The sequence below is a fragment of the Pseudarthrobacter kochi genome, assembly GCF_055412805.1.
In genome coordinates this window covers 33351-52988 of the sequence record NZ_JBVAYV010000008.1, presented here as the reverse complement: position 1 = coordinate 52988, position 19638 = coordinate 33351, and the positions used below count along the sequence as shown (strand labels likewise).

Below are 19638 nucleotides of genomic sequence, written 5' to 3'. Positions count from 1 at the left end.
GGACGCCCCAATAAGACGCAGCAATAGTACGGCGGCCCGTTCCGGCGTCGTCGGTTAAAGCACTTTGGGCACCCGCCGCGGCGGGTGCCCAAAGTGGTTAAGCTGCTGACCTGCTAACTAGAGGACGTCCGAGAGGAAGCCCTGCAGGCGTTCCGTGCGCGGATCCGTGAAGAGCTGTTCCGGCGGGCCGGACTCCACAACGACGCCGGCGTCCATAAAGGTCACAGTGTCCGAAACGTTGCGGGAGAAGCCCATCTCGTGCGTCACCACAACCATGGTCATGCCGCCCTTGGCGAGGTCGGCCATCAGCGCCAGAACGCCCTTGACCAGCTCCGGGTCGAGGGCTGAAGTGGCCTCGTCAAAGAACATGACTTCCGGCTTCATGGCCAGCGCCCGTGCGATCGCCACGCGCTGCTGCTGCCCGCCGGACAGGTTGGCCGGAGGGGCGTCCGCCTTGTGCTTGAGCCCGACCAGGTCCAGCTGCTCCAGGGCTTCGGCCCGGGCCTGCTCGGCCGGGAGTTTGCGCAGCTTGCGCAACGCGAGAGAGACGTTCTCCACCACGGTCTTGTGCGGGAACAGGTTGAACTGCTGGAATACCATGCCGATGCGCTGGCGCAGTTCATCCGGGTTGTCCTTGAGCACGGACCGCCCATCGAGCAGGATGTCGCCTTGGTCCGGTTCGATCAGGCGGTTCATCACCCGCAGGAGCGTGGACTTGCCGGAACCGGAGGGGCCGATCACGGACGCCGTGGTGCCCTTATCGACGTGCAGGTCGATACCGCGCAGGACATGGTTGGATCCGAAGGACAGGTGCAGGTTCTTGCCGGTCAGCGAGCCGGACGCGAAGTCGCTCATGGCTGTGCTCCCTTCCCGATCAGGGCTGCGGCGTCGTCCGGCTGCTTTTTCTCCGGCCGGCCGGTGCGCAGGCGGTTGTCGATGTAGTTGACCAGGTGGGTGAGCGGAACGGTCAGAATCAGGTACATGAAGGCCGCAGCAATCAGCGGCGAGAGATTCCCCGTGTTGGCGGCGGCGTCATTGCCAATGCGGAAGATCTCGCGCTCGCTGGCCAGCAGGCCGAGCAGGTAGACCAGGGACGAGTCTTTGATCAACGCGATGAACTGGTTGACCAGGGCCGGGAGCACGCGGCGGATCCCCTGCGGAATCACCACAAGACGCATGGAGGATCCATAGCTGAATCCCAGCGCCCGGGACGCTTCCATCTGTCCTTTTTCCACGCTCTGAATGCCTGACCGGAAGATCTCGCCGATATAGGCCGCTGCCATCAGCGTCAAGGCGAAGATGGCAAGCGGGAACGGGTTAGTGGATCCGGTCGTCAACCGGACCAGCGGTCCGAGCCCGAGGCCGATGAGGAGGATGATCACAATCGCGGGGACGCCACGGAAGACGTCCGTGTAGATCCGGGAGAGCCACCGCAGCGCAGTGATGCGGGACGTGCCCATAACGGCCAGGATCATGCCCAGGACGCACCCGAGCACGCCCGAGGAAACCGCCAGGATGAGGGTGTTGGGCAGGCCGACCGTAACCATTTTGGGTAGGACAGCTGCCATCGCCTCCCAGTCAAAGAAGGTCTTGACGAGTTGATCGAGTGCATCCATGGATCAGGACTTCGGGACGGTGACAGCCTTGGAACCCGGGGACCACGTGGCCGGGGTTTCGCGGTCCGGGTACCACTCCTTGGTCAGCTTGGACCAGGTGCCGTCGGCAATCACGGCGTCGAGGCCGGAGTTCAGGGCATCGGTGAGCGGCTGGTTGCCGGAGTTCACGGCGTAGGCGGTGAAGTTCTGGGTGTTGACGACCGACTCGGCGATGACCGTGCCGTCGCCTTCCTTGACCTGGCCGGTGGCCTGCTGGGACGGAGCGACCCAGGCGTCGACCTGCCCATTCTTCAGGTTCGCATAGGCCGTGTTGTAGTCCTCAAAGCGGACAGGCTCGATCTGCAGCGTGTTGGTGACGTAGTCGTCCTGCACGGTGCCCTGGACGACCGCGATGCGGGTGTCCTTGGTCAGGTCCTTGAAGCCCTTGACCTTGTCATCCTTCTTGGCGACAACCGCCATGTAGCCGAAGTCGTAGCCGTTGGTGAATCCCACGGTCTTGCGGCGGGCGTCCGTGGTGGAGATCGAGGACGAACCCAGGTCGAACTGCTTGTTCTGGACCTGGGAGAGCAGGGAAGCGAAGCCGGTCGCCTTGAACTCGACCTTGAGGCCAAGCTTTTCCGCGATGGCGCGCAGCAGCTCGTTGTCGTAGCCGGTGAACTTGCCCGACGGGTCGATGAAGATGTTCGGCGGGGCGTCCGAGAGGGTGCCGACCGTGAGGGTTCCCTCACTCAGGAGGCCGAGCTTGGACTTGTCGATCTTGTCCAGGGGGGTGACGTCCTTGGTCGTGTACTTGTCCAGCGAGGTCTGGTCGCTGCCGGCCAAGGCATCGGTCGGGGACGCGGACGATTGCGCTGATCCGCCGCCGCAGGCCGCCAGGGAGACGGCTACGGCGATCGCCACAGGAACAGTAGTCAGCCACTTCATGGCTTTGGATTTCATCACGCAATCACTTTCGTCTGAAGTTAGTGGGTCGCGGGGGAGTAATATCGTGCCCCGGCTCAGGGCTTGGGCGCCCCAAGGGGCAGGCAAGCCGCAAAATATAATTGTGTCACTTGACCCGGCGGCCGATTCAAATCGAATTAGTGCACGGTCCGAATTGCTGGCGCCGAATTTGTTTCACGCGCGCAGCGCAGAGCCCCGATATCTAAGCACCGCAGGCCGGGTGCAACGGAACGAATGGCTGGGGCAGGTGCGGCCGCTGGGCGGCCCTTGCGGTGTGAGTTCCGTCGCAATCGCTGGAATTGCGGGTCCCGGAGGTCTAGTTACCGGCGTCGCGCTGCCCAAAGTTTCGTTTTAAGAAGTCCTGGCGGCCTAGAAGTCGCCGCGGCTGGCGTCCTCGGGCGGCAGCACCGGCCAGTCACCTTCAATCACGGCGGCGGGCTTGGTCTTGCGCAGGTAGGTCTGGAAATCCGAGGCCTGGGCGGAGGCCCACTCGACCTGGAGTTGGTGCAGGTGGCTCGCCGGCATCCGAAGCTTGGGGAACTTCCCTGCCATGGCGTCGAGCATGCGCAGGGTGGCGAGGGCATCGGCTGCCGAGGTGTGGGCGTTGTCCAGGTTGACCCCGTATTCCTCGCAAAGGGCGGTGAGGGTGCGCTTGCCCTTGCGGTACCGGTCCACCTGCTTGTTCATGATGTACGGATCCAGCACGGGGAAACGGCTCAGTTGCGGTACGCCGTAGCGGGCCGATTCGGCGGCGAGCACTGTGAAGTCGTAGCTGGCGTTGAAAGCGATGACCGGGACCCCGGTGTCGAAGAGCTCCTGGAGCACTGCGGCGACCTCCCGCGTCACTTCCGCGGCAGGGCGGCCCTCGCTGCGGGCCCGCGCAGTGGTGACGCCATGGATGTCGCTGGCCTCGGTGGGGATCTCGACCCCCGGATCGGCGAGCCATTCGTGCTCCTTGATAACTCCGCCGTCCGAGTCCACCACGGTGATGGACGCCGTGACAATCCGCGCGGCGCGTGAGTTCCGCCCGGTGGTTTCAAGGTCGAAGGCTGCGCGGGGGAGGGTGTTCCAGGTGCTCATGCTTCAACGCTACCTGCTGCCACCGACAGAACTGCGCCACCCCCGGCCGCTAGGCTTGTGTCATGAGGATGGAGTACGTGGAGGCGGTGCTGGACGTGGTGGCACTGATCCCGGCCGGCTCCGCAGTGGCCTACGGCGACGTCGCCGAGCTCCTCGGTTCCGGCGGCGCCCGGCAGATCGGTTCCGTCATGAGCCACCACGGCAGCGCGGTGCCCTGGTGGCGGGTCCTGAAGGCCAGCGGTGACGCACCTCCGGGACATGAACGTGAGGCCCTCACCCGGTACCTCCTGGAAGGCACTCCGTTGCTGGGAAATTACACCGGGTACCTTCACAGCGGCGAGGGGCGCTGGCGCGTGGACCTGACGGCGGCCCGCTGGGCACCGAGCGACGGTGAGTTCGACCGGATCGACGCGGTGGCCGAGCGGCTGGAACGCACCTTGCGCAAACTGTCGGTCCCTGATGATGAAATGACTGTGTGAGCCTCCCCAGCAAGAACCCCGAGTCCCGCCTGCCCACATCAACACTTCGCCTGCTCCCGCCCCGGACGCTGCACAACGCGGTCCCCGTGCTGACGGCGGACCAGCTCGCCGCCGTCGACGTCCCGCACGGCTCCGGCCCGGTCCTTGTCCCCGGGGCGCCGGGGACCGGCAAATCGACCGTGCTCGTCGAGGCCGCCGTCCGGCGCGCGCAGCGGGACGGACTCGATCCGGAACGCATGCTCATCCTCGCCCCCGGACGGCTCGCCGCCGATTCGCTCCGGGACCGCTTCACCGCGCGCCTGGACCGCAGCTTGAGTACGACGCCGGCCCGCACCTGGGCGTCGTACGCCTTCGACCTGATCCGGCGTGCCAAGGCGGAAGGGATCCTGCCGCTGCCGCGCCCGCCGAAACTGCTGTCCGGCCCGGAGCAGGACCTCATCATCAAGGAACTGCTCGAAGGCCACGCGCAGCCCGGACTCGAGCTGCCCTGGCCGGAGGACCTGGGCGCTGCCCTGCAGACCCGCGGCTTCCGGCAGGAAGTCCGCCAGCTCTTTGACCGGATCATCGAATCCGGGCGGACCGCCGAGGACCTTGTCGTCCTGGCCCGGCGCTGCCACCGCCCGGACTGGGTTGCTGCGGCCGCACTGTATGCGGAGTACCGCGACGTGCTGGACCTGCGCATGCCGGAATCCTTCGACCCGGCCGGCATCATCACCGCAGCCCGGCAGATTTTCCAGGACGAGCCGGATTTCCTCGCCGCCGAACGCGACAGGCTCCAGCTGATCCTGGTGGACGACATGCAGGAAGCCAATCCGGCTGTATTCGAACTGCTCGCGGACATCGCGGCGGGCAAGGAGGCCTTTATCACCTCATCGCCGGACACCGTGGTGCAGGGCTTCCGTGGCGCCCGCCCGGACCTCGTGGCCGAGCTTCCCTGGTTGCTGGCCCCCGCCGGAGGCACCGTCCTGGAGCGGCCGCTCCGGACCGCGCACCGCCATGCCCCGGCTCTCGCGGACGCCTGGCTCTCCGTCGCCGGACGGATCTCCAGCCGCGCCGGCGGGCAGGCCGCGCGCCGCCTCGAACAGCCCCAGCCCCAGCCCCAGCCCCACGCTCAGGATCCGGCCCGGACTCCTGCCCACGAATCGTCCGACGGAGCCGTCGAAGCCCACCTTCTGCCCTCGCCGGTGCACGAACTGCGCTACGTGGCGCAGCGGATCCTCGAAGCCCAGCTCAATGACGGCCGCGAACTCGGTGACATCGCCGTGATCGTGCGCAACGGCGGCCAGCTGAGCCAGCTGCAGCGCTACCTCGCCGGCCAGGGCATTCCGGTCCGGATCCCGGTGGCTGAATCCGCCGTCCGTGACGAGGTCGCCGTCCGGCCCCTGCTGGATGCCTATGCGGTGGCCCTGGATCCGGCTGTGCTGGGCCCCGAGGCAGCGGTGGCACTGCTGACCTCGCGGATCGGCGGATCCACCGCGATCGAGCTGCGGCGCCTGCGCCAGTCCCTGCGCCGGGAGGAGCTCCTGGGCGGCGGGGGCCGCACCAGCGACGTGCTCCTCGTGGAGGCCCTGCTGGAACCGGGCGCGCTGGCGACCCTCGGCATCGAAGGACAGTCCGCACGCCGGATTGCCCGGATGATCCGGGCCGGCCGGGACGCAGCCCAGGCGCCCGGCGGCAACGCCGAAACGGTGCTGTGGGCGCTCTGGAACTCCACCGGCCTGGCCTCGCGCTGGACCGACGCGGCGCTGGCCGGGGGATCGGCCGGGGCCCGGGCGGACCGGGACCTCGATGCCATGATGGCCCTCTTCCACACCGCCGAGCGCTTCGTGGACCAGCTGCCCGGTTCGGGGCCCGAGCAGTTCCTCGAGTACCTGCTCAGCCAGGAACTCCCGATGGACACCCTCGCCGCACGGGCCCAGCTGGAGGACGCCGTCGAACTCATGACGCCGGCCAGCGCAGCCGGCCGCGAATGGCCCGTGGTCATCGTCCCCGGCCTGCAGGAAGGCGTGTGGCCCAACACGAGGCTCCGCGGCGAACTGCTCGGCAGCACGCTGTTCGCGGACGCCGTCGAACACGGCGTGGAATATGCCCTGCAGCTGGATCCCCTGAGCAGGCTGCGCGAGATCCGCTATGACGAGCTCCGCAGCTTCTCCACCGCGGTGTCCCGGGCGAAAGAGATGCTGATCTGCACCGCCGTGTCCTCCGAGGACGAACAGCCGTCGTCGTTCCTGGATTACGTGGCGCCGCTGGGCCCGGACCAGGACCGGCGCGGCTTCACCCCGGTGGAGCGCCCGCTCACCCTGCGCGCGCTCGTCGCCGAACTGCGCCAGTACGCCCAGCTCGACGCCGGAATCCCCGAAGCGATGGAAGCCAGCGCCGTCCTTGGCGCACTGGCCGCGGCGGAGCCCCGCGTGCCCGGCGCGCACCCCGCGAGCTGGTGGGGCCTTGCTCCGCTGTCCACGGACGAACCCGTCGTTCCGCCGGGCGGCACCGTTTATGTCTCGCCGTCGAAGGTGGAGACCGTGCAGAAATCGCCGCTGGACTGGTTCGTCCAGGCCGCCGGCGGGGAGGCCGCCACCGACTTTGCGCGCAGCCTGGGCACCCTCGTCCATGCCATCGCGCAGGACCTGCCCGATGCCTCCGGCAGCGAATACGTGGCGGAGCTTGTCCGGCGCTGGCCCGCGCTCGGAATGAAGGACAACTGGGAGGGCAAGCTCGACTTCCAGCGCGCCGAAACCATGGTCCGGAAGCTCGCCCAGTACGTGCTGGTGATGCGCAGCGAAGGCCGGTCCCTGGCCGGCGTGGAGGTGGACTTCGAAGTCAAACTCCCGGACGTTGTGGCACCCGCCGGAAGCGCCGGCGCTGAGGCCGGCACCGGCGGCGAACCCTGGCCGGCCCGGCCGGCCGTGCTGCGCGGCCAGGTCGACCGGCTCGAGATCGACGCCGAGGGCAGGCTGGTCGTTGTGGACCTCAAGACCGGCAAGCGGCAGCCCGGCAAAGCCGACCTCGAGCGGCATCCGCAACTGGGCGCCTACCAGGCGGCAGTCCTGGCCGGAGGCTTCGTCGGTCCCGACGACGGCCCGCCGCCGCTGCCGGGCGGGGCCGTCCTGGCCCAGCTCGGCACCACCACCAAGAGTCCGGGCATCCAGGCCCAGCCGCCGCTGGATCCCGCCGGGAACTGGGCACTGGACATGGTCGGCGATGCCGCCCTGGTCATGTCCGGAAACACCTTTGAGGCCCGGCACGATCCTTCAAAGGGCGGCCACGGCGGCCACGGCTGCCGCCTTCCCGAAGTCTGCCCGCTGTGCCTGCGGGGAAAGCAGGTTACCGAATGAGCGCCGAAACAACCCATCCCGTCGCCCTTCCCACTGCGCGGTTTACCCCCGAGGAGCTCTCCGCCATGCTCGGGGAGAAGAACAGCCCCACCGCCGAACAGTCGCACATCATTTCCTCGCCCCTGTCACCCCGGCTCGTCATTGCCGGTGCCGGCTCGGGCAAGACCGCCACCATGGCCGACCGCGTGGTCTGGCTGGTCGCCAACGGCTGGGTCCGGCCGGAGGAAGTCCTCGGGGTGACCTTCACCCGCAAGGCCGCCGGGGAGCTGGCCACCCGCATCCGCGCCAAGCTGTCCGCGCTGCAGCGCATCGCCGCGGCCGACACCCGGGACCAGGTGTTCCCCGCCGGGCTGCTCAGCACCGACGCGCTCGAACCCAAGGTCTCCACCTACCACTCCTACGCCAGCGGCATCGTGTCCGACTACGGTCTCCGGCTCGGCGTCGAACGCGACGTCGTGCTGCTCGGCGGCGCCCAGTCCTTCCAGCTCGCCAGCGAGGTCGTGGAAGCCTTCGACGGCGACTACGAACACTTCCGGTCCGCCAAATCCACCCTGGTCAAGGCCGTAATCCAGCTCGCCGGCGAGTGCGCCGAGCATCTCCAGGACCCGGCCGGGGTCCGCCGCTGGCTGCTGGACCGGGTGGCCGAGTTCGAGGCGCTGCCCTACCTGGCCACCGCTAAAAAGAATCCCAGCCAGGCCGCGGGCGAACTCAGCGGCCTGCTGCGCACACGGGCCAGCGTCGCCGGGATGGTGGGACGCTATACGGACGCCAAGCGCGCCCGCGGTGCCCTCGACTTCGGCGACCTCGTGGCCCTCGCCGCCCGCGTCGCCAACGAGATCCCGGTCGCCGCGGAAACGGAACGCCAGCGCTACAAAGTGGTGCTGCTCGATGAATTCCAGGACACGTCACATGCCCAGCTGGTCCTCTTCTCCCGGCTGTTCGGCGACGGCCACGCGGTCACGGCGGTAGGGGATCCCAACCAGTCCATCTATGGCTTCCGCGGCGCCTCCGCCGGCCAGCTCTTCCACTTCGTCCGCGAATTTCCGGTGCGGCTCGGGACCGGCGACGTCGCTCCCGACGCCGACGCGGACGCCGAGAGCACTGCGCGCTTCGTCGTCGCGCCGACGTCGTACCTCACCACAGCGTGGCGCAACGGCCGGAACATCCTCTCTGCCGCCAACGTCATTTCGGCGCCGCTGAGCAAGGCCGCGGCGCACACCGGCCCGGCCGGTGAGCGGGACACAGCTGGCGGCGTCGAGGTTCCGCCGCTGCAGCCCAGCCCGGCCGCGGTCCAGGGCCGCGTGGTGCTGGGCCGCTTTGGCACCGATGAGGACGAGGCCGCGGCGATCGCAGGCGACGTGTTGAAGTTCCGGGTGACCGACTTTTCCGGGTCGCCAGCGGAGCCTGAGCCGCCTGCTATGGCGGTGCTGTGCCGACGGCGTGCCCAGATGGAATGTATCCGCCGCGAATTCGAGGTGCGCGGAATCCCGTATGAGATCGTCGGCCTCGGCGGTCTGCTGGACACCCCCGAGATCGTCGACCTGGTTGCGACCCTCCGGGTGCTGGCCGATCCGGGCCGGTCCGATTCGCTGATGCGCCTGCTGGCCGGGGCGCGCTGGCGGATCGGGCCCGCGGACCTGATGGCGCTGCGGGACTGGTCCAGCTTCCTCGCCCGGCGCCGCGGCCGCCCCGGCAGCACAGACGACGACGCCGCTGACGCCGGAGATGACGACGTGCCCGCGGCGGTGATCGAGGGCGACCTCACGGACGCCGCCAGCCTCGTCGAAGCCCTCGACTGGCTGCCGCGCGAGGGCTGGACTTCCGCGCACGGCCGCCAGCTCAGCGCTGAAGCCCTGGAGCGGCTCCACCGGCTCTCGGCGGAACTCCGGCAGCTGCGCGGCTACATGGGCGATGACCTCACCACCCTGCTCGGCGAGGTGGAGCGGGCCATGCTCCTGGATATCGAAGTCGCGGCCCGGCCCGGGATCAGCATTCATCAGGCCCGCCGCAACCTGGACGCCTTCCAGGACGCTGCTGCCGGGTTCCTGCACACCTCCCAGCGGGTCGACGTGCTCGCTTTCCTGGCCTGGCTGGAGGCCGCGGCCGCCGAGGAGAACGGCCTGGATGCCGCTGCGCCGGAAGTGAACCATGAAGCAGTCCAGCTCCTGACCGTGCATGCCTCCAAGGGCCTGGAATGGGATGTGGTGTTCGTGCCCGGGCTCAACGCCGGGGCTTTCCCCAGCAGCCGGGATTCGCGCTGGAGCAGCGGCAGCGCCGCACTGCCCTGGCCGCTGCGCGGGGACCGCGCGGACCTGCCGCAATGGGACCTCGAACACCCGGACCAAAAAGGCTGGCTCGACGCCGAGAAGGAGTTCAAGTCCGCCGTGCAGGTCCACGGCGAGGCGGAGGAGCGGAGGCTCGCGTATGTGGCCTACACCCGGGCCAAACACGTGCTCTGGGTTTCCAGCGCCGCCTGGGTGGGCTCGCGCGCCGGGCTCGCGGACATGTCGCCCTTCCTGGCCGAACTCGAGGTGCTTGTTGCCGACGACGCTGCCGGGATCCACCCGCTGTCCGTCAGCGAGGAATCACTGCCGGAGGAGAGCCCGCTGACCTCGGAATTGGAGGTCGCGGGGTGGCCGTATGATCCCCTGGAAGGGCCGGTCGATCCCCGCACGGGAGCGCGGCTGCGGCTGGTGCCGGGCCGGCGGGCGGCCATGCAGTCTGCCGCGGAACGGGTGTTGCAGTCCCTGGACACGGACGTGCTGCTGGAGGCCGCAGGGCCGGCCGCCGCCGATGCCGCAACTGGTGCCGGAGCGGCCGGGCCGGCAAAGCGCAGGCCTTTGCGCGGCCCGGCCGGCGGTTGGGCAAACGAGGCAGCAACCCTGCTGGAACGCCGCTCGCGCCGGACCACGGTGCAGGATGTGCACCTGCCGGGCCATATTTCCGCGTCCACGCTGGTGGATCTGGAGGATGACGCCGGCTCCGTCGTCGCCCGGCTGCGGCGTCCGGTCCCGCGGGAACCGGGGATGTCCGCCCGCAAGGGCACCGCCTTCCATGCCTGGGTGGAGGAGTACTTCGGTGCCGCCGGCATGCTGGACCTGGGGGAGGCGGCAGGCTCGGACGACCACATCGACGCGGCCTACGGTCTGGACAGCATGGTGGAAACGTTCCGCCAGTCCGAGTGGGCCAACCGCGCCCCGGCCCACGTTGAAGTTCCGGTGGAGACGCGGATCGGTGACGTCGTGGTCCGCGGCCGGATCGACGCCGTCTTCCGTGATGCCGACGGCGGCTGGGACCTGGTGGACTGGAAGACCGGCCGCCGGCCGTCCGCTGCCCAGCTGAAGACCAAAGCCGTCCAGCTGGCTGTGTACCGGCTGGCCTGGGCCCGGCTCAAGGGCGTCCCGCTGGAGAAGGTCCGGGCGGCGTTTTACTACGTGGCTGACAACCAGGTGGTGCGGCCGCACGATCTGGGCTCAGCGGAACGGCTCGAACAAATCGTCGCCGCGGCCCTGGGGACCGGCTAGGGGGACTTCGCCTCGACCACTGTGAGCGCGGTGGTCGAGGTGTCCTCTGCCGGGCCGGTCCCGGCCGCCTGGACGACGGCGATCGACTGGGTTGAGGTCTCGGCCGCCGCGCCTTCCCCGGCGGCCGGTTCGTCGGCTGGCTCGGCGGCCCGTTCGCCGTCGGGGATCGCAGTCACGGAGACGCTGGAGACTCTGCTGTTCGCAGGCCCACCGCCCGCGGCGGCACTGTCCCCGCCCTCTGAACCGTCAACGGTTCCCAGGGGGATCGGCGACACGTGGACGGCGGGCATCGCGGTGCTGGAGGGAACCGCTGCAGGCCCGGAGGCCGCGTCGGTGGCCAACAGGGTCACCTTGCTCACGGCCGGCAGAGGCACATCCTCCGGACCCGTGGCCTCCGGAGCCTGGCCAGTTGGAGCGTCCGGAGCCGGCTGGGGGAGCGGCTCAACGCTGATCGGCTGGCCGCCGTGTTCCGCGACGTCTTCGGCGAGTGCGGTGAGCATGGACTCGGCCTCGCCGATCATGTCCGTGTTCCCGGCGGCGATGCCCTTGACGAGGTACTGCGCCAGGGCGAATTCGGCGGAGAGCGCCGCACGCCGCAGGAGGTGCGCGTCGGGCACGTCGCGCCGGGACGAGGTGTAGTGCGCCAGCACGGCGTCCACGAAGTCCTGGTCGTTGGACGCGACCAGCCAGGCCATGTCGTCAGCCGGGTCGCCGATCCGCAGATCAGTCCAGCCGGTCACGGCGGTCACACGGTCGCCGTCGACCAGCAGGTTGTCCTCGTGGAGGTCCCCGTGGACCACGCACGGATTGAAGCGCCACAGGGAGACGTCCTCAAGGGCGTGTTCCCAGCGGCGGAGCAGCAGCGGCGGAATCTTGCCGGTGGTCGCGGCCTGGTCCAGTTCGTTGAGGCGGCGCTGGCGGAACTCATTGGGGGTGTAGCTCGGCAGGTCGGCGTTGCTGACCAGCGAGTGGGGCAAGTCGTGGATGGCGGCGAGGGCCGCGCCGATTTCGCGGGCCACGGCAGGTGCTGCGGCGCCGAGATCCTCGACCGACCGGGTCGAGCCGGCCAGGTGGGAGTAGACGAACGTACTCAGCGGACCCTGCCGTACGGTCCCGGCCACGGTGGGCATCAGGAAGGGAAGCTCGGCGCGGATGCCGGGGACGAAGGCGCGCAACACCAGGAATTCCGTTTCCAGCCGGGCGCTGGCCTCGGCGTGGCGCGGCGAGCGGACGCGCCAGCGCTTGCCTTCGGAGTCCAGCAGGAGAGCCGAATCGAAGTCAGCCGGATCGTCGGGCGCAGAGCTGACGGCGGTTGGGGTCAGCCCGGGGACCGCCGCGGTTGCCACAGCTGCCAGTTCGATTGGTTTTCTTCTCACTGTTCCACGGTAGATTGAGCGGCGCCCAAGACGGCGATGCACCGCGGCGAGTCTGAAAGATCGGGAATAATTTGCGGCAATGCGATGCCCTGCCGGGCTGTGCCGTAACGCCGGCCGCGGGGGCGGGCGTGGATGCCCACATACGCCGGGGAAAAATGTGAATTGTCAGCGGGAGTCAGTACGGTAGGAACATGAGTCTTGCGGAGTCACCGGCACCCAAAAACCCAACACCCAAGAATCAAGCACCCAGGAATCAAGCACCCAGGAATCAAGCACCCAGGAATCAAGCACAGGAGAGCCAGCCGCGCGAGGGCACGTCAGTCTCCCCGCACCCAGGCCCGGCTGCGAACCTGCTCAAGGACACTGTCCTCCCGGTGCGCCCGGCGCTGGTTGACCGTGGCTCCGCCGCGCGGCTCAAGCCCGGAATGCTTGAGGAGCTCCTGACCGCCGGGGGCGCACGGGCCATGGTCCTCTCCGGCCGGCAGGCCCTCGTCAACGGCAACAGCCTGGTGCTGCTGGATGCGGCCGAACTTGCCCGGCACCTGCAGGACACCCCCTATGCCCCGGAACAGCTGATCTACCTGGGCTCAGCCCTGCCCGGTTCGGACCTCGAGGCGGGCACCCATCTGGTCCTTTTTGTCCTGCCACAGCAATTTGAGGTCCAGGCCGAGGAATTCGAAGCCCACATTGCCGGCATCCCCGAGGGTGCGCAGTGGGCGGGTTTCCGTGACGTCGCCGCGACCCTGGACCCCACGGACACCGCCATCTTCATCGAGGCCAGCGCCATCGCCAACTGGCACGCCACCCACACCCACTGCCCGCGCTGCGGCGCCGCCACCGCGCCGGAGGCGGGAGGCTGGGTCCGTCGTTGCCCTGCGGACGGCTCGGAACACTACCCGCGCACCGACCCCGCCATCATCGTTACCGTCGTAGGTCCCGACGGCCGGCTGCTGCTCGGCGGCGGCGGCCCCCTTGACGCCCGGAACTATTCCACCCTGGCCGGCTTCGTCGAACCGGGGGAATCGCTGGAACAAGCAGTGGTCCGCGAGATCGGCGAGGAAGTCGGCGTGCGGGTGAACGCCTGCCAGTACCTGGGGTCCCAGCCCTGGCCCTTCCCGGCCTCGCTGATGCTTGGTTTCACGGCCACAACCGCCGACACCGAAGCAACACCCGACGGCGTCGAGGTCACCCGGGCGCGCTGGTTCAGCCGGAGCGAGCTGCAGGAGGCGGTACTCAGCGGCGAGATCGTCATCTCCAGCAGGCTGTCCATCGCCCGCGCCCTCATCGAGCACTGGTACGGCGGGGTCATCCAGGACCGTCCGGACAGCGCATGAGGCGCCCGTGACACCACGCGGCAGCACCCCCGCGCCGCGGATCCCACCCCGCCGCACCTCCACCGGACACCCTCGAACGACTGAGCAGCAACAGTGAACACAGATCTCTTCCAGTCCAGCGGCTCCCCGGCCGGCCAGCCCGGCGACGGGGTGCCGGACACTGAACCTCCGGCGCCGGACAACCGTTCCCTCGAGGAGCGCATCCTCGGCGGCCTCGACGCCGAACAGCGCGAGGTTGCCAGCACCCTGCAGGGTCCCATGTGCGTCCTCGCCGGCGCCGGAACCGGCAAGACCCGCGCCATCACGCACCGCATCGCTTACGGGGTGCACTCGGGCGTCTACAGCCCGCAGCGGCTCCTGGCCGTCACGTTTACCTCGCGGGCAGCGGCTGAAATGCGCAGCCGCCTCCGCGACCTCGGCGTCGGCAACGTCCAGGCCCGCACCTTCCACGCGGCCGCGCTGCGCCAGCTCCAGTTCTTCTGGCCCCAGGCCGTTGGCGGCGTCCTGCCCAACCTGCTGGACCACAAGGCCCAGATGATTGCCGAAGCGGCCCGGCGGCTGCGCCTCAGCACCGACCGCGCCTCGATCCGCGATCTGGCTTCCGAAATCGAGTGGGCCAAGGTGTCCATGCTGACCCCCGCCAACTACCTGGAAAAAGCCCAGGGCCGCGGCACCCCGGGCGGCTTTGACCTGACCGCCGTCGCCCGTGTCTTCCAGTCCTACGAGGACGTCAAGACGGACCGGAACGTGATCGACTTCGAGGATGTCCTGCTGATCACAGTGGGCATCCTGCAGGAGGACCCGAAGGTCGCCGCCACCGTCCGCGAGCAGTACCGCCACTTTGTCGTCGACGAGTACCAGGACGTTTCGCCGCTCCAGCAGCGGTTGCTGGAACTCTGGCTCGGCGGCCGCGACGAGCTCTGCGTCGTCGGCGACGCCAGCCAGACCATCTACTCCTTCACGGGCGCCTCGCCCAAGCACCTGCTCGGCTTCAAGGCCCAGTACCCCGAGGCCACCGTGGTCAAGCTGATCCGCGACTACCGCTCCACCCCGCAGGTGGTGAGGCTGGCCAATGAACTGCTGGCCGGCCGGCGCAGCGGGGGTCCCGTCGCCGACGCCGCCTGGGCCACGCCGCTGCAGCTCGTGGCGCAGCGCCCGGCCGGGCCGGTGCCGCAATTCACCGAATGCTCCGACGACGAGGCAGAGGCCGCAACCGTGGCGGTCAAGGTGCGCGAACTCCTCGACGCCGGCACGCCGGCCAGCCAGGTCGCGGTGCTGTTCCGCACCAACGGTCAGTCCGAGGCCTACGAGCAGGCCCTGGCCTCCGCGGGGATCGGCTACCAGCTGCGCGGCGGGGAACGGTTTTTTGCCCGCAAGGAAGTCCGCGATGCCATCCTGCAGCTGCGGGCGGCCACGCGGGCCGTCGCCGAAACCGCCAGCCCTGAGCCGCTCGGCCAGCTGGTCCGCGACATTGTCGCCTCGCTGGGCTACACGGACGCAGCCCCGCACAGCGGCGGCGCGCTCCGGGAGCGCTGGGAATCGCTCGCTGCGCTCGTCGCACTGGCCGACGAACTTGTGATCAGCCGCGGCGTACAGTTCACCCTCTCGGACTTCGTGAACGAACTCCAGGAACGCTCCCTCGCCCAGCACGCTCCGACCGTCCAGGGCGTCACCCTCGCCTCGCTGCACGCCGCCAAGGGCCTCGAATGGGACGCAGTATTCCTGGTCGGGCTCAGCGAGGGGCTCATGCCGATCTCCTTCGCCGACAGCCCGGAATCCGTGGACGAGGAACGCCGCCTGCTGTACGTGGGGATCACCCGGGCCAGGGAACACCTGTTCCTGTCCTGGTCCACCGCACGGACCCCCGGAGGGCGCGCCAACCGGAAGCCCTCACGCTTCCTGGACGGCCTGCGACCCGACTCGGTGGCCAGCTCATCGGTGCGCGGCAAGGGAGCGGCGCCGCGCCGCAAGGCTGCCGTGCCGGCCACGTGCCGGGTCTGCGGGACCATGCTCTCGTCCGGCGCCGAACGCAAGGTGGGCCGCTGCAACCAGTGCCCGCCCAGCTACGAGGAGCAGACTTTCGACGCGCTCCGGCAGTGGCGCAAGGAGATAGCGCTCGAAGCCGACGTCCTCGCCTTTGTGGTGTTCACCGACGCCACACTCACCGCCATTGCCGAAGCCCGTCCCGACTCCCTCGAACAGCTCGCCACCCTCCCCGGGGTGGGCCCGTCCAAACTGGAGAAGTACGGCGAAGCAGTGCTGGCCGTGCTGGTCGAAAGCACCACGCTCTGATGGCCGGCGCCAGCACGCGGGCAGGCAGCCCGGCAGCACCCGCCGGCACACCGTTGACCACGGCCGACGGCGCCCCGGTGGAAGTGCGCCGGTCCGCCCGGCGCCGCCGCACCGTGGCCGCCTTCTGGGAAAACGGCACCGCCGTGGTCGCCATCCCGGCCTCCTTCAGCCGCGCCCAGGAACGCGAGTGGGTGCACCGGATGCTCGAAAAGCTGCGGCTCCAGGGGGAGCGCGGGACCCGCGGCGCCGGACGGCGCCGTCCGCGCAGCGATGCCGCCCTGGCGGCGCACGCCGCCGAGCTCTCCGCCAAGTACTTTGGCGGCCGGGCTGTACCGTCCTCGGTCCGCTGGGTGGGCAACCAGAACTCCCGCTGGGGATCAGCGACGCCGTCGGACGGGACCATCCGGCTGTCGGACAAGCTTCAACCCATGCCGCAATGGGTCATCGACTATGTGCTGCTGCATGAGCTGGCGCACCTGCTCGTCGCCGGCCACAACGCCGCCTTCTGGCGGCTGCTCGAGGCCTACCCGGAAACCGGCCGGGCCAAGGCCTTCCTCGAAGGCGTCTCCTTCGCCACCTCCCGCGGACTCATGCCCGCCGGCGACGGTGATGACATCGATGACATCGATGAAACCGGTTCTGCCGCCTTCTCCGACTAGCGCGGCAGCCACTGTTTATCTAGGACTTGGGGTTGTCGCCTTCTCCAGGTGCGTCGTCAGTTCCGGGCTCGCCGGGCTGTTCGGCCCCACCGGTCCCGGCGGAGCCGTCGCTGGCTGCCCCGGCATCCTCCGGTTCGTCGAATCCGCCGCTCAGCAGCTTCTGCAGGGCATCGTCCACTTCGGAGTCGCTGGCTTCAGCCAGCTTCCGGCGTTCGCTGAAGCCTTTCGGATCTTCCAGGTCCTCGGCGGTGGGCAACAGGTCCGGATGCTGCCAGATCGCGTCGCGGCCGTCGATTCCGCGTTCATCCTTGAGCGAGGCCCACAACGCGGCAGCCTCCCGGAGCCGGCGCGGCCGCAGCTCCAGTCCCACGAGGGAGGAAAACGCGTGTTCAGCCGGTCCTCCGGTGGCGCGGCGGCGGCGCACCGTCTCGCGCAGCGCCGCGGCCGAGGGCAGCAGCTTCTCGGTGGCGGCCCAGCTCAGTTCATCCACCCAGCCCTCCACGAGGGCGAGGGCGGTCTCAAGCTTTTCAAGGGCCTGGTCCTGGGCGGGGGTGCGCTGCGGCATGAAGACGCCCTGGGACAGGGCCTCCTGGATGCCCTCCGGGTTGCCCGGATCCAGCTCGCGGGCGAGTTCCTCGATCTTCGAGGTGTCGATGTGGATGCCGCGGGCATACGCTTCGATCGCACCGAGGAGGTGCCCACGCAACCAGGGGACCTGGACGAACAGCCGGGCGTGGGCGGCTTCGCGGACGGCCAGGAACAGCCGGATGTCGTTCTCCGGCAAGCTGAGGCCTTCGCCGAATTTGGCCACGTTCGAGGGCAGCAGCGCCATTTCGAGGTCGGCCAGCGGCACGCCGATGTCGGTGGAGCTGACGACCTCGGCCGAGAGCGCCCCGATGGCCTGGCCCAGCTGCATGCCGAAGATCGCCCCGCCCATGTTCTGCAGCATGGAGGACTCGCCGCCCATCATGGACTTCATTTCCTCCGGCATCTGCTCCGTCATGGCGGTGGACAGTGCGTTGGCGATGCTGTTGGCGACCGGCTCGGTCAGCCGTTTCCAGGTGCCGAGCGTTTCCTCGACCCACTCCGCCCGGGACCAGGCCCGGCCGATCAGGCCGGTGGCCGGCAGCCCGGTGACCTGGTCAAGCCACAGCTCGGCGAGCCGCAGCGCCTCATCGACCTCGCGGGACTGCTGCGCCGTGACGGACGGGTCGGAGCCGCTTGAGGCCACGCGCCGGGCGTTTTCATGGGCCAGCTGCCAGTTGACGGGGCCCTCCGAGGAGGCGCTCATCATGGCCTGGACCTGGGAGAACATCTGGGCGAGGAGGTTGGGGTCATCCGGAAGGCCCGCGGCCTTCGCCAGTTCCGCGGGGTCGATGTTCCCCATGCCTTGGCCGCCCATCAGGTTCTTGAGCATTTCTGCCAGCGGATCCTTGGGTTCCTCATCGCCATTGGACGGATTGAGTGGGTTGGAGGTCATGATCCCGCCGTTCGTCGGTGTGGCTGCTTCTCACGTTCACGGTACCCCGCAGCCAGCGGGCTGTCTGCTGAAACCCGGCCACGTTCGCTGTCGGCAAAGAGCCCAGCCGGCAGCCGAGCGCGTAGTGTTGGAAACTGGAATATTGGCAGGCGGAAGCCGCGGCGCAGGCCGCGGACGCGGTGCGCTGATCAGGGGTCCGCAGGGTCCCCCGGGCGCCGGCACGGAGAGGTCCTTCATTGACGATTACGCAGGGTGACCAGCCCGCCAGCGGGCAGGCGGCCGGGCAGTCCCGGGGCCGACGTTCCCTCCTCCCCGGATCCGGTTCGGGCCGGAAGCGGGACAAACGGTCCTCAGCCATGCTCGTCTCAGGTCTGCTGGCACTGGCGCTCGGGGTCACCGCCGTGAGCCTGCCAGTCCCGTACGTCGTCGAATCACCCGGTCCGACGTTCAACACCCTGGGCAAGGACAACGGCACACCTGTCATCAGCGTGACCGGCCATGAGACGTTTCCCGCGAAGGGCAACCTGGACTTGACCACTGTCTACGTCGACGGCGGCCCCAACGGGCCGGTGACCGTCGTCGAGGCGTTTTCTGCCTGGCTCAACGGCGCCAAAGCCGTCTACCCGGAGGAACTCATCTTCCCCACCGGTGTGACGAAGGAACAGTCCCAGCAGGAAAGCGCCGTCGCGATGACCACCTCGCAGGAGAACGCCGTCGCCGCAGCCCTGAAGGAACTGGGCATCGCGTTCGAACAGAAGATGCAGGTCGCGGCAATCCCGGAGGGCTCCGCGTCCGCGGGCAAGCTCCAGGAAAACGACGTGATCGTGTCCGTCAACGGCAAGCCGGCGACGGCGCTGAGCGTCGTTCAGGCCGAGCTGGCGGCCGGCAACGGCGCGCCGGTGGATGTCGTCGTCGACCGTGACGGCAGCAACGTGACGGCCAGCATCACTCCGTCCAGGACCTCCGCTGGCCGGTTCATCCTCGGGGTCATGCTGCAGTACAAGTTCAAGTTCCCCTTCGACGTCAAGATCTCGCTGGACAAGGTCGGCGGTCCCAGCGCCGGGATGATGTTTGCCCTCGGTATCGTGGACACCGTCACCCCCGGCGACCTGACCGGCGGGAAGCACGTCGCAGGTACCGGAACCATTACCCCCGACGGCGCGGTCGGCCCGATTGGCGGGATCAGCCAGAAGATGCACGGCGCACGGTCCGGCGGCGCCACGCTGTTCCTTGCCCCGGCCGCCAATTGCGACGACGTCGTCGGGCATATCCCGGACGGATTGCAGGTGGTTCGGGTTGAGAATCTGGCCGATGCACGTAAAGCGGTCGAACTTGCCGCGTCAGGGGCCGACACATCGGGGCTTCCGGTTTGTTCCAGCAACTAGACTGGCCGCGGAACTAAGATTAGCCGCCACTCGTGGCACTTGATGACGGCGTCGCCGCCCTGTTGGGGCGGTGCCGGCGGTGGCTACAATTCAGCAACTTCACGTTCCTGGATCGAAGCGCCGCACTGATAACTAA

At 68.8% G+C, this 19638-nt stretch carries 13 protein-coding genes; 7 read left to right on the top strand and 6 right to left on the bottom strand.

Annotation, left to right across the window (positions count from 1 at the left end; genetic code table 11):
- Window positions 1-117 precede the first annotated feature (117 nt).
- The 4 genes from ACZY0Y_RS06390 to ACZY0Y_RS06375 form a co-directional block, all read right to left on the bottom strand.
- Entirely contained in the window at window positions 118-855 is a 738-nt protein-coding gene (locus ACZY0Y_RS06390; RefSeq protein WP_463957133.1) for an amino acid ABC transporter ATP-binding protein, read from the bottom strand.
- Complete coding sequence (locus tag ACZY0Y_RS06385) at window positions 852-1616, bottom strand: amino acid ABC transporter permease (protein WP_463881737.1); 765 nt, start codon at window positions 1614-1616, stop codon at window positions 852-854. The genes ACZY0Y_RS06390 and ACZY0Y_RS06385 overlap by 4 nt, the downstream gene beginning before the upstream one ends.
- A 3-nt stretch (window positions 1617-1619) precedes the next feature.
- The gene (locus tag ACZY0Y_RS06380) at window positions 1620-2555 is read right to left on the bottom strand and encodes an ABC transporter substrate-binding protein (RefSeq protein WP_463881935.1); all 936 of its coding nucleotides are present in this window, start codon (window positions 2553-2555) and stop codon (window positions 1620-1622) included.
- Window positions 2556-2927: 372 nt separating this feature from the next.
- On the bottom strand, window positions 2928-3638 hold the full coding sequence (locus ACZY0Y_RS06375) for a 3'-5' exonuclease (RefSeq protein WP_463957132.1): 711 nt from the start codon (window positions 3636-3638) through the stop codon (window positions 2928-2930).
- 62 nt (window positions 3639-3700) lie between these two features.
- Here ACZY0Y_RS06375 and ACZY0Y_RS06370 point away from each other — a divergent pair, with 62 nt between their 5' ends.
- The 3 genes from ACZY0Y_RS06370 to ACZY0Y_RS06360 are packed head-to-tail and all read left to right on the top strand — an operon-like array spanning window position 3701 to window position 10976.
- Window positions 3701-4117, top strand: a complete 417-nt coding sequence (locus tag ACZY0Y_RS06370; RefSeq protein WP_463957131.1) for an MGMT family protein — start codon at window positions 3701-3703, stop codon at window positions 4115-4117.
- Complete coding sequence (locus tag ACZY0Y_RS06365; protein WP_463957130.1) at window positions 4114-7452, top strand: ATP-dependent helicase; 3339 nt, start codon at window positions 4114-4116, stop codon at window positions 7450-7452. Before ACZY0Y_RS06370 ends, ACZY0Y_RS06365 begins: the two co-directional genes overlap by 4 nt.
- On the top strand, window positions 7449-10976 hold the full coding sequence (locus tag ACZY0Y_RS06360) for an ATP-dependent helicase (protein ID WP_463957129.1): 3528 nt from the start codon (window positions 7449-7451) through the stop codon (window positions 10974-10976). The genes ACZY0Y_RS06365 and ACZY0Y_RS06360 overlap by 4 nt, the downstream gene beginning before the upstream one ends.
- On the opposite strand, the gene ACZY0Y_RS06355 is transcribed toward ACZY0Y_RS06360, so the two are convergent.
- Window positions 10973-12352, bottom strand: coding sequence for a macrolide 2'-phosphotransferase (locus ACZY0Y_RS06355; RefSeq protein ID WP_463881723.1), 1380 nt, complete (start codon window positions 12350-12352; stop codon window positions 10973-10975). The two genes, ACZY0Y_RS06360 and ACZY0Y_RS06355, sit on opposite strands and share 4 nt — an antisense overlap.
- Before the next feature lie 350 nt (window positions 12353-12702).
- Between ACZY0Y_RS06355 and nudC the strand changes: the two genes are divergently transcribed.
- From nudC to ACZY0Y_RS06340, 3 genes are all read left to right on the top strand, one after another.
- A complete protein-coding gene (gene nudC / locus ACZY0Y_RS06350; protein WP_463957179.1) occupies window positions 12703-13686 on the top strand; it encodes an NAD(+) diphosphatase in 984 nt (327 codons plus the stop codon).
- Between the two features lie 150 nt (window positions 13687-13836).
- Window positions 13837-15978, top strand: coding sequence for an ATP-dependent DNA helicase UvrD2 (locus tag ACZY0Y_RS06345; protein ID WP_463957178.1), 2142 nt, complete (start codon window positions 13837-13839; stop codon window positions 15976-15978).
- Complete coding sequence (locus ACZY0Y_RS06340; protein WP_463881720.1) at window positions 15978-16637, top strand: M48 metallopeptidase family protein; 660 nt, start codon at window positions 15978-15980, stop codon at window positions 16635-16637. Before ACZY0Y_RS06345 ends, ACZY0Y_RS06340 begins: the two co-directional genes overlap by 1 nt.
- Before the next feature lie 19 nt (window positions 16638-16656).
- Here ACZY0Y_RS06340 and ACZY0Y_RS06335 read toward each other — a convergent pair whose 3' ends face one another.
- Window positions 16657-18117: a zinc-dependent metalloprotease gene (locus tag ACZY0Y_RS06335; RefSeq protein WP_463957128.1), complete on the bottom strand. Its 1461-nt coding sequence runs from the start codon at window positions 18115-18117 to the stop codon at window positions 16657-16659.
- A 236-nt stretch (window positions 18118-18353) separates the two neighbouring features.
- On the opposite strand from ACZY0Y_RS06335, the gene ACZY0Y_RS06330 reads away from it, so the two are divergent.
- Complete coding sequence (locus ACZY0Y_RS06330) at window positions 18354-19502, top strand: YlbL family protein (protein ID WP_463957127.1); 1149 nt, start codon at window positions 18354-18356, stop codon at window positions 19500-19502.
- The last annotated feature ends 136 nt before the right edge of the window (window positions 19503-19638 follow it).

Bases quoted from the DNA above. Each gene is read 5' to 3' on its own strand.
- ACZY0Y_RS06390 (WP_463957133.1), bottom strand. From the start codon at position 855: ATGAGCGACTTCGCGTCCGGCTCGCTGACCGGCAAGAACCTGCACCTG.
- ACZY0Y_RS06385 (WP_463881737.1), bottom strand. From the start codon at position 1,616: ATGGATGCACTCGATCAACTCGTCAAGACCTTCTTTGACTGGGAGGCG.
- ACZY0Y_RS06380 (WP_463881935.1), bottom strand. From the start codon at position 2,555: ATGAAATCCAAAGCCATGAAGTGGCTGACTACTGTTCCTGTGGCGATC.
- ACZY0Y_RS06375 (WP_463957132.1), bottom strand. From the start codon at position 3,638: ATGAGCACCTGGAACACCCTCCCCCGCGCAGCCTTCGACCTTGAAACC.
- ACZY0Y_RS06370 (WP_463957131.1), top strand. From the start codon at position 3,701: ATGAGGATGGAGTACGTGGAGGCGGTGCTGGACGTGGTGGCACTGATC.
- ACZY0Y_RS06360 (WP_463957129.1), top strand. From the start codon at position 7,449: ATGAGCGCCGAAACAACCCATCCCGTCGCCCTTCCCACTGCGCGGTTT.
- ACZY0Y_RS06340 (WP_463881720.1), top strand. From the start codon at position 15,978: ATGGCCGGCGCCAGCACGCGGGCAGGCAGCCCGGCAGCACCCGCCGGC.
- ACZY0Y_RS06335 (WP_463957128.1), bottom strand. From the start codon at position 18,117: ATGACCTCCAACCCACTCAATCCGTCCAATGGCGATGAGGAACCCAAG.